General features: G+C 64.6%; 13 protein-coding genes. 8 read left to right on the top strand and 5 right to left on the bottom strand.

Annotation, left to right across the window (positions count from 1 at the left end; genetic code table 11):
• Nucleotides 1-23 precede the first annotated feature (23 nt).
• The 6 genes from ureC to AC0L3P_RS11695 all read left to right on the top strand — a co-directional run bounded on the left by ureC (nt 24) and on the right by AC0L3P_RS11695 (nt 6,279).
• Complete coding sequence (ureC, locus tag AC0L3P_RS11720; RefSeq protein WP_473301947.1) at nt 24-1,739, top strand: urease subunit alpha; 1,716 nt, start codon at nt 24-26, stop codon at nt 1,737-1,739.
• A gap of 142 nt (nt 1,740-1,881) precedes the next feature.
• Nucleotides 1,882-2,181 (top strand): putative quinol monooxygenase, encoded by a 300-nt coding sequence (locus tag AC0L3P_RS11715; RefSeq protein WP_007599815.1) that lies wholly within the window; start codon nt 1,882-1,884, stop codon nt 2,179-2,181.
• A gap of 14 nt (nt 2,182-2,195) precedes the next feature.
• The gene (locus AC0L3P_RS11710; RefSeq protein WP_473301946.1) at nt 2,196-2,822 is read left to right on the top strand and encodes an urease accessory protein UreE; all 627 of its coding nucleotides are present in this window, start codon (nt 2,196-2,198) and stop codon (nt 2,820-2,822) included.
• The gene (locus AC0L3P_RS11705) at nt 2,803-3,531 is read left to right on the top strand and encodes an urease accessory protein UreF (protein WP_473302089.1); all 729 of its coding nucleotides are present in this window, start codon (nt 2,803-2,805) and stop codon (nt 3,529-3,531) included. Before AC0L3P_RS11710 ends, AC0L3P_RS11705 begins: the two co-directional genes overlap by 20 nt.
• A gap of 159 nt (nt 3,532-3,690) precedes the next feature.
• Nucleotides 3,691-4,314 carry an urease accessory protein UreG gene (ureG, locus tag AC0L3P_RS11700; protein WP_473301945.1) on the top strand — a complete coding sequence of 208 codons (624 nt, stop codon included), beginning with the start codon at nt 3,691-3,693 and terminating at the stop codon, nt 4,312-4,314.
• A 297-nt stretch (nt 4,315-4,611) separates the two neighbouring features.
• Nucleotides 4,612-6,279, top strand: a complete 1,668-nt coding sequence (locus tag AC0L3P_RS11695) for a CHASE domain-containing protein (RefSeq protein WP_473301943.1) — start codon at nt 4,612-4,614, stop codon at nt 6,277-6,279.
• Here AC0L3P_RS11695 and AC0L3P_RS11690 read toward each other — a convergent pair.
• The 5 genes from AC0L3P_RS11690 to AC0L3P_RS11670 all read right to left on the bottom strand — a co-directional run bounded on the left by AC0L3P_RS11690 (nt 6,276) and on the right by AC0L3P_RS11670 (nt 10,399).
• A complete protein-coding gene (locus tag AC0L3P_RS11690; RefSeq protein WP_473302088.1) occupies nt 6,276-6,884 on the bottom strand; it encodes a TetR/AcrR family transcriptional regulator in 609 nt (202 codons plus the stop codon). The genes AC0L3P_RS11695 and AC0L3P_RS11690 overlap by 4 nt on opposite strands.
• A gap of 88 nt (nt 6,885-6,972) precedes the next feature.
• Complete coding sequence (locus AC0L3P_RS11685) at nt 6,973-8,115, bottom strand: OpgC domain-containing protein (protein WP_354063003.1); 1,143 nt, start codon at nt 8,113-8,115, stop codon at nt 6,973-6,975.
• A gap of 189 nt (nt 8,116-8,304) precedes the next feature.
• Nucleotides 8,305-8,760: a hypothetical protein gene (locus AC0L3P_RS11680; RefSeq protein ID WP_354063005.1), complete on the bottom strand. Its 456-nt coding sequence runs from the start codon at nt 8,758-8,760 to the stop codon at nt 8,305-8,307.
• Nucleotides 8,761-8,836: 76 nt separating this feature from the next.
• A complete protein-coding gene (locus tag AC0L3P_RS11675) occupies nt 8,837-9,208 on the bottom strand; it encodes an ElaB/YgaM/YqjD family protein (protein WP_007599824.1) in 372 nt (123 codons plus the stop codon).
• Nucleotides 9,209-9,286: 78 nt separating this feature from the next.
• The gene (locus AC0L3P_RS11670) at nt 9,287-10,399 is read right to left on the bottom strand and encodes an AI-2E family transporter (protein WP_473301942.1); all 1,113 of its coding nucleotides are present in this window, start codon (nt 10,397-10,399) and stop codon (nt 9,287-9,289) included.
• A 209-nt stretch (nt 10,400-10,608) separates the two neighbouring features.
• Here AC0L3P_RS11670 and AC0L3P_RS11665 point away from each other — a divergent pair, with 209 nt between their 5' ends.
• Both AC0L3P_RS11665 and AC0L3P_RS11660 read left to right on the top strand, forming a co-directional pair.
• Nucleotides 10,609-11,427, top strand: a complete 819-nt coding sequence (locus tag AC0L3P_RS11665) for a L,D-transpeptidase (RefSeq protein WP_473301941.1) — start codon at nt 10,609-10,611, stop codon at nt 11,425-11,427.
• 17 nt (nt 11,428-11,444) lie between these two features.
• Nucleotides 11,445-12,098: a DUF2865 domain-containing protein gene (locus AC0L3P_RS11660; protein ID WP_354063011.1), complete on the top strand. Its 654-nt coding sequence runs from the start codon at nt 11,445-11,447 to the stop codon at nt 12,096-12,098.
• Nucleotides 12,099-12,198: the final 100 nt, after the last annotated feature.

The raw sequence follows: 12,198 nt of genomic DNA, 5'->3' as shown, positions 1-12,198 counted from the left end.
TTCAAACGCAAACGGGGCTTGTGATGTCCGTCAAAATAAAGCGCTCCGTCTATGCCGACATGTTCGGCCCGACCACCGGCGACAAGGTGCGGCTGGCCGACACCGACCTCATCATCGAGGTCGAGAAGGATTTCACCACCTACGGCGAGGAAGTGAAGTTCGGCGGCGGCAAGGTGATCCGCGACGGCATGGGCCAGTCGCAGGTCACCAACAAGCAGGGCGCGGCGGACACCGTCATCACCAATGCGCTGATCGTCGATCACTGGGGCATCGTGAAGGCCGACGTCGCGATCAAGGATGGCATGATCGCCGGCATCGGCAAGGCCGGCAATCCCGACATTCAGCCGGGAGTCACCATCATCATCGGCCCGGGCACCGATGTGATCGCGGGCGAGGGCAAGATCCTGACCGCCGGCGGCTTCGACAGCCACATCCACTTTATCTGCCCGCAGCAGATCGAGCACGCGCTGATGTCCGGCGTCACCTCGATGCTGGGCGGCGGCACCGGTCCCTCGCATGGCACCTTCGCTACCACCTGTACGCCGGGTCCGTGGCACATGGGGCGGATGATCCAGTCGTTCGACGCCTTCCCGGTCAATCTCGGCATCTCCGGCAAGGGTAACGCCTCGCGGCCCGCCGCGCTGGTCGAGATGATCAAGGCCGGCGCCTGTGCGCTGAAGCTGCACGAGGACTGGGGCACGACGCCGGCCGCGATCGACACCTGCCTGTCGGTGGCCGACGACTACGACATCCAGGTGATGATCCACACCGACACGCTCAACGAATCCGGCTTCGTCGAGGATACGATCGAGGCGTTCAAGGGCCGCACCATCCACGCCTTCCACACCGAGGGCGCTGGCGGCGGTCACGCCCCCGATATCATCAAGGTCGCGGGACTGAAGAACGTGCTGCCGTCCTCGACCAATCCGACGCGGCCCTTTACGCGCAACACCATCGACGAGCATCTGGACATGCTGATGGTGTGCCACCACCTCGATCCCTCGATCGCGGAAGATCTCGCGTTCGCCGAAAGCCGCATCCGCAAGGAGACCATCGCGGCCGAGGACATCCTGCATGATCTCGGCGCGCTTTCGATGATCTCCTCGGACTCCCAGGCCATGGGCCGCCTCGGCGAGGTCATCATCCGGACCTGGCAGACCGCCGACAAGATGAAGAAGCAGCGCGGCTCGCTGCCGCAGGACAAGGGCAAGGACAACGACAATTTCCGGGTCAAGCGCTACATCGCCAAATACACCATTAATCCCGCGATCGCCCATGGCGTTTCGAAGCTGATCGGCTCGGTGGAGAAGGGCAAGCTCGCCGATCTCGTGCTGTGGTCGCCGGCCTTCTTCGGCGTCAAGCCGGATTGTGTCGTCAAGGGCGGCATGATCGTCGCCGCTCCCATGGGCGATCCCAACGCCTCGATTCCGACCCCGCAACCGGTGCATTACCAGCCCATGTTCGGCGCCTTCGGCAAGGCGGTGACCGCGTCCTCCGTGGTGTTCACCTCGAAGGCCGCCATCACCGGCGGCCTCGCGCGCAAGCTCGGCATCGACAAGAAGCTCTATGCGGTCCAGAACACCCGCGGCAGGATCTCGAAGAAGAGCATGATCCACAACGACGCCACCCCCAATATCGAGGTCGATCCGGAGACCTATGAGGTCCGCGCCGACGGCGAGCTTTTGACCTGCGCCCCCGCCGAGGTGCTGCCGATGGCGCAGCGATATTTCATGTACTGAAATAGCGCCTCAACCCATGTCTCCGGACCATGTCTTGGTCGCATATCCGGGGGCCGCTTTTCCGGGTTTTGCGTTCGATCCCGCCTGGTCTAAGGTCCCGCCGGGTATCTGAAGCCCAGAAGAAAAGCCGGGAGGATTTCTCGTGATCTACGTCGTCGCCACCTTGACCATCAAGCCTGAAACGCGCGCCGAATTCATTGCAGCTGCCACTGCCTGCATCAAGGAGACGCGGAAAGAGCCCGGCAATATCGCCTATGATCTGCATGAGAGCGTCACCGATCCCGCCAAGATGGTGTTCGTCGAGCAGTGGGAGAATGCCGAGGCGCTGGTGCCGCATCGCGCCATGGAGCACATGAAGACGTTCGGCCGCGTCGCGGTGAAGTGTTTTACGGCGCCGCCAAAGATCGAAGTGATCACGCCCGAGAAGGTCGAGACACGGTAACGGGGTAGAAGCGCATGATCCGGGCGACGCAGGTCAGGGGACAACACCGCTTCGCGGAAGCGCCGGCGGATACGGTCGTGCTCGATTTCGACGATCGACACCGCCGCCGCATGGCGATGACGGGGACGCGGGGGCTCGAGTTCCTGCTCGACCTGGAGAATGCCGTCGCACTACGCGGCGGCGATGCGCTGGTGTTGGAGGACGGCCGCCTGGTCGAGGTGGTCGCCGCGCCCGAACCGCTGCTCGAGATCCGCGGCCACGATCCGCACCACCTCATTCGCGTCGGCTGGCATCTCGGCAATCGCCATCTGCCGACGCAGATCATGGCCAAGGGCCTGCGCATCCGCCGCGACCACGTCATCGAAGCCATGGTGAAGGGCCTCGGCGCGCGTGTAATCGAGATCGAGGCGCCGTTCGATCCCGAGGGCGGCGCCTATGCCGATGCCGGTCATGCGCATGGACACGACGACCACGCGCATCACGATCATGGCCACGATGATCATCATGATCATCACGGCCATGATCACCACCATGGTCATGCCGGACATGGCGACGGTCACGATCACCATCACCACCACGACGAGCATTGCGATCACCCCGACCATGACCACGGCCACAAGCATGCTCATGACCACAAATGAGTCGGTCGCTGCCCGCGACCTCGCGGAGCGCGAGGCGGCGGCGCTGTACCGGTTGATGACCTGGCTGTCGCCCGCGTTTCCCGTCGGGGGCTTTTCCTACTCCAGCGGCATCGAATGGGCGGTCGAGGCCGGCGACATCACCGACACCGCGTCGCTCGCGGACTGGCTCGATGCGATGCTTCGCGATGGCTCGGGCTTCTGCGATGCGACCTTTCTGGTCCACGCCTATCGCGCCACTGAAGCGGGCGAGGGCGACACCTTGAGCGATATCGCCGAGCTCGCCGCGGCCTTCGTGCCGTCGCGCGAGCGGCAGCTGGAGACGACATCGCAGGGCCGTGCTTTCATCGAGATCGCCCGCGCCGCGTGGGATGCCGACGGGCTGGATGCCATCCTTGCGTCGTGCCGCACGCCATTGGTCTATCCCGTTGCTGTTGGCGTGGTCGCCGCGATGCACGGCGTGCCGCTGGCGCCGACGCTGCACGCCTTCCTGCATGCGCTGGTCTCGAACTGGATTTCCGCGGCCAGCCGGCTCATTCCGCTCGGCCAGACCGACAGCCAACGCGTGCTGGTGAGGCTGGAAGCCGCGGTTGCCGGGACTGCAAATCGTGCGCTGAATGCGACGCTGGACGATCTCGGCGGCGCGACGTTTCGCGCCGACCTCGCCAGCCTGCGGCACGAGACGCAATATACGCGGCTGTTTCGGTCATGAGCGGGGTGCGCAGCTTTCCATCGTCGTCCTGGCGAAAGCCAGGACCCATAACCACGAGTGCGCGTGGCTATGCACAGATGTGGCTCCAGCGTGCCGTGACAATCGGGTTCAGTGGTAATGGGTCCTGGCTTTCGCCAGGACGACAATAGGAAACACTCAATGCCTACTTCCCACGGCCCCTTGCGTGTCGGTGTCGGCGGTCCGGTCGGATCGGGCAAGACCGCGCTGATGGACCTGCTCTGCAAGACCATGCGTGAGCGCTACGACATCGCCGCGATCACCAACGACATCTACACCAAATGGGATGCGGAATTCCTGGTACGCTCGGGCTCGCTGACGCCGGATCGCATTGCCGGGGTCGAGACCGGCGGCTGCCCGCACACCGCGATCCGCGAGGACGCCTCGATGAATCTCGCCGCGGTGGCGGATATGCGCGCCAAGTTTCCCGGGCTCGATCTCGTGCTGATCGAATCCGGCGGTGATAACCTCGCTGCCACTTTTTCCCCGGAGCTCGCCGATCTCACCATTTACGTCATCGACGTGGCGGCCGGCGACAAGATCCCGTCCAAGGGCGGCCCCGGCATTACCCGGTCCGACCTCCTTGTCATCAACAAGATCGACCTGGCGCCCTATGTCGGCGCTTCCCTGGAAAAGATGGAGACGGATGCCAGGCGCATGCGCGGCGAGCGGCCGTTCGTCATGACCAACCTGAAGAGGAGCCAGGGACTGGACCGCATCATCGGCTTCATTGAGGCCAAAGGCGGCTTGAAACGGGCCGGCTGACCGGCGCGACGACCTAACGCAGGCGTTTCCCCGTTAACGCGTTGGGCAGAGCCGTGTCCGCGGAACAAATTTCGGTCACGGCGATTGATTACCTCCGGTGCCCGGAGCAAATCCGCCCCGGCCGGACCATCGGCTGGGCGGATTTGAGCTTTTCAGGCGACCCAAGTTGCGTATCGATGCCTCCTCCTCCATTATCTCGGCCATTGGGGTTCACCCTGTTTCGGCACGTGCCCGTTCGAGCGGCGTCCATATGCTCCGTGTTTATTGCCGACCTCCTGCTTTCGCCTGAGTAGTCGCGTGGTCAGGCTGGGTTTCATCATCGGCTTCATTGCTCTTCTCGGAGCCCTGCTCTCCGGGCTTGCGGCTTATCGCGTCCACGACCAGGAGCTGGCGCTGGACCGGATCGCGCTGGCGCGCGCGATCGACGTCCATGCGAGCCTGGTCCAGGACCGGCTCACCGAGCGCGAACTGCTCGCGCGGGTTGCCTCCGGCCTGTTCCGGGCGCCGTCGGTGCTCAAGCCCAACATGCTCGAGCCGTTGCGCTCGGCCATCTACGCCTTCAAGACCGATTTCGTGGTGGCGGGCTGGGTCGCCCGCCTGAAGCCGAACGAACTTGCCGCAGCGCAGACCGCCATCGCGAGCGCCGGCTTCCCCAATCCGCGAATCCGCACCTATGACGACAAGCCGATCGATCCGGCAGGTGTCACCCAGCCGATCGACGTGCTGCTGGATCTCGAGCCGCGCAGCAACGAGACCAAGGGGTTGCCCGGCCGCAGTTACGACCAGGATCAGGTGCGCAGCGCCATGCTGACGCGCGCCAGAGTGGAGAAGAGATCGGTTGCCTCAGAACCGGTTGCCCTCCTGCGAGGCGACGGGCCGATCGGCATCATTGTGGCCGCTCCCGTCATCCCCGAGGGCGCGACGGAGCCTGCGGGCTTCATCACATTTTCCTACGAGCTCTCTTCCCTGATGCTGACCAACGACGACATGTCGTTGTTCGCGGTCGCGCTGAAGGATCCGCGCCGGGAGGGTGGCGAACTCGTCGCCAACGATCAAGGCGTGGTCTCGGCCCGAACGACGGCAGCCGATGGGGCGGCGCCGTCGGCGACGCGCACGGTGAGCTTCGGTGGTCGCGACTGGCAGCTCGGCTATTACGCCAAGACCAATTCGGCGCGCCGCGCCGAGCAGACTGCGATCATCGTGGCGGCGATCGGCTTTGCGATCACCGCGATGGTGTGCGGCCTGTTCGGCTATGTCGCCTACAACAATTTGCGGCTCAGCCGGGAAATCCAGGTCAGAATCGGCTTCGAGCGCCGGCTGACGGCCGTCATCGACGAGCTCAACCATCGGGTCAAAAACATCCTGGCGGTGATCCAGTCGATCGTGACCCGTACGCTGCGCCATGGCTCCGACATCGATGTCGCGCGCGAGCTCCTGATCGGCCGCATCCACGCCATGTCCAATGTCGTCTCACTGCTCAGCGAGAGCCAATGGCAGGGCGTCAAGCTGAAGGGCCTGTTCGAGGCGCGCGCCATTCCGCATGCCGACCGCATCGCCGTTACCGGTCCTGATATCGCAGTCAGCGCGCGCGCGGCGCAGAGCCTGTCGCTGCTGTTCTTCGAGCTCGCCTCGCATTCCGACGAGGGCCTGTCGCTGGTCGGCAAGCATCCGCACATCACTGCCAATTGGACGGTGACGAACGAGGGGGCCGGCGAGGTCTTCTATTTCCGCTGGGAGGAGTTCAACACCAGCGAAGCGACGCGCCGCCCCGATTCCGATTTCAGCCTGATCCTGCTCGACCGCGTCGCGCCCGAGGCGCTCGGCGGCACCGCCAAGCGCTATTTCACCGATGTCTCCTATGTCTACGAGCTGACCGCGCCGATGGAGACGGTCGAGGATATGACCGAGCGCGACCGTACCGACAAGCTGTCAGCACCGATCCGGCCGGCGCGGAAAGCGCCCTAGATCTTCGGCCGCAGCACGAGGTCAACCAGAGTCCGCGCGTAGGCCGGTGTGACCGGCGCGATGCCGAAGACGTAGCGGTAGAATAGGCCGCCATAGATCGCGTCGTAGAGATCCTGGGGCGGTGCTTCCGCCAGAATGCTGCCGTCGCTCTGGCCCGCGGCGATCATCTCGATCAGCGCGTCGCGTCGGAATTGCAGGTAGCGGGCGTAGAACAGCTCCGCCGAGGCGGTCTTGGAGATGCATTCCGAGATGACGGCGAGTTGGACCTTGCCGAACTCGCCCTGGAGCGCTTCGGCATAGGCCGCGGCATGGCGGCGTGCGCGCGCGGCAGGGCTGCCCGAGCTTGCAGGCGGCAGCGGCAGCATCTGCGCGGCATGGTGAAGGAAGGCGTCGATCAGCAAGGCTTCGCGGGACGGCCACCATTTGTAGATCGTCATCTTGGAGACGCTGGAGTGGCGCGCGATCGCGTCGATGGTGGTGGGGGCAAGGCCGGTGGTGGCCATCAGCGCATAGGCGCTTTGGAGAATGGCGTTGGTGGTCTCGATCGACCTTGGCCGGCCGCGCCGGGGCGCGGTCTCGTCTCCCTCACCCCCGCCATTCGCCATCACCACGCCCGGTCTCCTCGCGCAATCCGCTGCCGCTCCGCATAGCCCACCCGTGATGGCCGGCCTAGCGGAATCGGAGGGTGCCGGGTTAGGCCTGCTGCCGCAAGGCCGCGGGCAGGTCCTGCCGCTTCGACCAGGCGATGTAATATGCAACCGCGGCCATCGCCGCGAAGCCGGCCAGACTCACGGCGATCTGCATCACCACCAGATTGGCGCCGGTGATCAGGATGAGATGGCCGGCTAAGGACAGGAATACGCCGACGCAGAACACCGCGAGCCATTCCTCGCCGCATCTGATGACCGCCCGTAGCGATCTCCATTGCAGGCCGGGATGATCGGCCGGGACGAGATGTGTCGCGAGGAAAGCGAGCGCGAGGAAGTGGACCACGCGATAGGGTGCGAGGTTTTCCTTGTCGGTCGGCGTGATGTTGTTGAGCACGATGTCCGGTAGGTAGGCGGCAAGCGCCGGCGAGTGGCGCATCAGCGTGATCGTCATCGCGAATACGAGATAGGCGCCTGCGAGCACGCGCAGCCAGGACAGGCCGTGCAGCGCGCGGCCCGACGCACCGGTCACGGCGAACCAGCCGCCCAGCACCATCAGCATCTGCCAGCAGAACGGGTTGAAGGTCCACTCCTGGTCCGGATAGACCCGGAAATTCCAGTCGAACCAGCGTGCCGCAACGTACAGCGCGACCGATGCCGCAAGCGTCAGGTTCGGCCGCCGCAACAGCCCCCACAGCGCGAACGGAAAGAAGGCCATCAGCGGTATCATCAGCTGTAACAGGTCGAGATTCAGCGGCTCCTCCTGGAGCACGAGGCCGCGCACCAGGATGCGCAGTGGGTGCTCGAGAATTCCCGATATGTTGTATTCGTGGATGATCTCGGGCGCCTTGGATTGCGAGGCGACATAGGCGATGGTGTCGATATAGATCACGAACAGCACGACATAGGCGGCATACAGCCGCCAGACGCGGCGAAAGATGCGCGTCGCCGCGACGACGTAGCCGCGCTCCAGTGCTATCCTGCCGTGAATGATCGCGACGCCATAGCCCACCACGAACACGAACAAGTCTGCGGCGCCGCTGAAGCCGAAGTTGCGCAGCGTCAGCAAATTGACGACGTTGTTCGGGATGTGGTCGACGAAAACCGACCAGTTGGCGATGCCGAGCGTCAAATAGAGCCGGGGGTCGTGATGGAATGCGGCGAGGTTCGCCTGGACGGACGGTTTCATCGAAAAAATGGCTTTTGGAATCAGGGGCGCTGCTTTTAACGGCAACCGCCTGCCTATCCGAGTAGCGTTTGCGTGATGGCGCAGGCAAACGGCGCCGGGCGGCGCCAAACTTGGCGCAGGGCCGCCGGTGCCTATTCCATAGATGCGTTCGCGGGACTTGTGACGAAATTTTCTACCCCGCGGTAGCTGCTACTCGGCAGGTTCAGCCGAGGCCTCGTCGGGTACGCCGGCGCGGCTCGCCATGATTCCGAGGGCGACGCCGCCGATCGCCAGGATCGGCAACAGCCGCTTGATCCCGATGGCGCGAACGATCTGGAGTCCGGTGGCGAGCAGCATGGGGTCCGCGAGCATGCTCGAGGCCGCCGACTTCGTGGCGCGCTCGGCCGCGATATGAGCTTGCTTGCGCAGCTGCCGTTTGTAGACCCAATAGCTTACCGCCGCGGTCAGGGTCAGCAGAAAGAAAATGCCTGCACCGGCGAGGCAGGCCTGCACCGGACCATATTTGTTGAGCACCGAAATGAACGCCGCCGCGCACAGGAAGCACGTGGTGATGAACAGCGCGAACGCCGCGCCTGCTGCCAGCGAGGTCAGCCGCACAGTGGTGCCGGTGGATGCGCTGATCCCGTCGATGATGCGCTGAAACATGGCCTTGCTCCTCAGATCCCACAAGCCGGCACCGGCGGCGCCGCTGCGCCACCGTCTCGATACCCCCTTCGCGACCTCAGCGGCGCCAGGCCGCGCCGATCAGGAAGCCGATGCCGAGCGCGAGCCCGACGGTCGCGAGCGGCCGCTGGCTGATCGCGTCCTCCAGCGTCTCCTCGATCGAGCCGTAGGCCTCCTGTGCCGCGCCCATCATCGCGCTGCCGCGCTCCGACATGTCGTCGATGGCGGAATCCACGTTTTCGCGCGCCTGGCGATAGCCGCGGCGGGCCTGCTTGCCGGATGAGTTGGCAAAAGTATTGAGCGCGTCGGTGATTTGATCGGTGAGGGCGGCGATATCGCTTTTCACGGCTGCTACATCCTTCTCGAGGCGTTCTCGGGTGGCTTTGTCGGTCCAGTCTCTCATCCCGGCTTCGGCATTGGTGGTGGACATCAGGGGCTCCGAGCTGCTGACGGTTGAGACAGCCGGGAAACGTTTCGTCGTCGGGTAAGTTCCGTTCACGGAAACCGGTTAGTCCTGCGGGAGCTGCGGCGAATCCTGCGGCAACAGATGCTCCTTCAGGATCAGGGCGACGATCAGCAGCGGCGACGACAGGAACGCGCCCATCGGGCCCCACAGCCAAGTCCAGAACGCCAGCGCCAGCAGCACCGCGAGCGCATTGAGCGCAAGCCGCCGGCCGATGATGGTCGGCGTGACGAAATGTCCCTCCAGGAAGGTGATGCCGCCAAAGGCGAGCGCCGCCATCAGGCCGCCGCTGACAGTCGGGAAGGTGACCAATCCCACCACGACCAGAATGGCGAACATGGCCACCGGTCCGATGATCGGAATGAAATTGAGGGTGGCCGCGAGCGCGCCGAGGCCAGCCGGATTGGGCATTCCGGTGAGCGCGCAGACGAGTCCCGCGGCGACGCCGACGCCGACATTGATGAGGGTCACGGTCAAAAGATAGTTGCCGAGATGGACCTCGATCTCATTGAGGATGCGAAGCGTGCGCAGCCGTGCGTCATGATCGCTGAAGGTCATGATCATCGCCCGTCGCAGGTCCCGCCAGCTGGCGATGAACAGGATCAGGGTGACGAAGAACAGCAGGAATTCGGTAAAGGTTGGTGACAGGAATTCGATCGTCGGCTGCACCCACTCGAATTTCGGCATCTGGAGGCTCGGCAATCCCTCCGAGCCGCCGAGCATCATCTGCAGCTCTCGCCACAGCGACAGCGGCCGGTCGAACACGTGGACCTTGTCTTTCAACTGCGCGCCGAGTTCGGGCAGGCGCGAGCTCCATTCCATCGCCGGCGAGGCAATCAGCGCGACGATGAAGCCGACTACGGCGGTCACCGCGAACACGATTAGCGCGGCGGCGAGACTCCGCGGCACTTTCTGTTTCTCCAGGAAGGTCGCTGCCGGCGAGAGCATCGTGCCGGTGACGAACGCCATCACCACAGGCAGAAAGAACGCCTTTCCGACATAGAGCACCGCGACGATTGCGATGAGGAGAAGTCCGGCGAGCGAGAAGGCGACGAGCTCGGTGCGGCGGATCACCGGCGGGAGTTCGCCGTGGCTCTCGGGAAGCGGAGTGCCTTCGCCGTTGCCGGAAGTCAGACGTTCGCTGGGAAGGACGCGCACAATACCTCTCCGGCACGGAGTCTTCGGTCCGCGCGCCCATGACCAGACAAGAACGTCCAAGCCTCCTGCGGGTTCCATCGCGGCTTCGTGAAGAGATGCTCGCTTGACTGTGACGTCGCTGCTGCATCGCGCCGCGGAACTTGTGCCGGTTCGACCGCGTTGATCGAACCAGCGCATCACCCTGATGCGGGCATCCAACGGGGCAGCACATGACGAAGTTCTCTGCAGTCCGACGCCGCTTATCGCCGCGCCGCATCACCGCCTTCGCCTTCGCAACCGCTTTGCTGGCAGTGCCGTTCGGCGCCGCAAGCGCACAAACACTGGGCTACACCTATCCGCAGGACCAGGCCTACCCTCAGGACCAGGGCTATTCGCAGGGTTATGCGAACCAAGTCTATGCGAACCAAGGCTATCCAAACCAAGGTTATGCAAGCCAGAGCGCGCAGGCGCCCGACGAGGATGCCGCGCTGCCCGATCGCCTGCGCAAGCAGATTGTCAGCTTCGACCGGAGCGAGCCGGCCGGTACCATCGTGATCGATACCAACAATACTTATCTTTACTACGTGCTCGGACAGGGCCGCGCCATCCGTTATGGCGTCGGTGTCGGGCGCGAGGGCTTCACCTGGTCGGGCGTGCAGAGCGTCAGCCGCAAGGCGGAATGGCCGGACTGGCATCCGCCGGCTGAGATGATTGCGCGCCAACCCTATCTGCCCCGCTTCGTCGCGGGCGGCCCCGGTAATCCGCTCGGCGCGCGTGCGATGTATCTCGGGTCGAGCGAATACCGCATTCATGGCACCAACGATCCCAGCACGATTGGCAAGTTCGTCTCGTCCGGCTGCATCCGCATGACCAATGAGGACGTCACCGACCTGTTCGGCCGCGTCAATGTCGGCGCCAAGGTCGTCGTGCTGCCGAAGAACGCGCCGCTGATGGCCAAGGGCGCGGATTCCGTGCGCAACCGTCCGGCCGTGACGGCGCTGCCCTCGGGTCGGCAGGCGCTGAACATTTCGAATTCGGCCGTCAACTAAGCGTCGAGTGAGGTCACATGAAGAGACGTTCGATCGGCAAACTCGCCGGTGGCGCGGCGGCATTCGTCGCCGTTGCCTCCTTCGGCCTCGCGCTGACGCCATCGGCCCATGCGGAGGATTTTTTCTCGGCGCTGTTCGGCGGCTTCCGCGGACGGCCGGCGCCGGAGATTCGCATGCCGTTCCAGACCGATGACACGCCGCGCTACGACGCGCCGCGCCAACGGGCATCCTATGGCGGCGGCACGGCCTATTGCGTGCGCGGCTGCGACGGTCGTTACTTCCCGGCGCAAGGGAACGATTCCGAGAGCAAGGCGCAATCCTGCAAGAGCTTCTGCCCGGCCTCGGAGACCTCGCTGGTCTATGGCGGCAACATCGACGACGCGACGACGGACAAGGGGAAATCCTATTCCGACCTGCCCAACGCGTTCCGCTATCGCAATGAGATTGTCGCAGGCTGCACCTGCAACGGCAAGGATCCGGTCGGGCTCGCTCAGGTCAAGGTCGACGACGATCCCACCTTGCGCAAGGGCGACATCGTCGCGGGCGCCGACGGTCTGGTGGTCGCCAGCCGCAATGCCAACGACCGCCGCGGTGTCGCGATGAATTTCTCCCCGCTGCCGGATTCGGTGCGCGCAAGATTCCGCCAAGTGCCGGTGGTGGCGAAGGAGTAGCCCTCAACGTGGGGGGGGGGGGGGGGGGGGGGGGGGGCCCGCCGGGGGGGGGGGGGGGGGGGTGGGTGGGGGGGGGGGGGGGGGGCGCGCGGGGGGCGGG

The sequence above is a fragment of the Bradyrhizobium sp. WSM4874 genome, from assembly GCF_055811835.1.
This window is presented reverse-complemented; position numbering and strand designations above follow the sequence as displayed.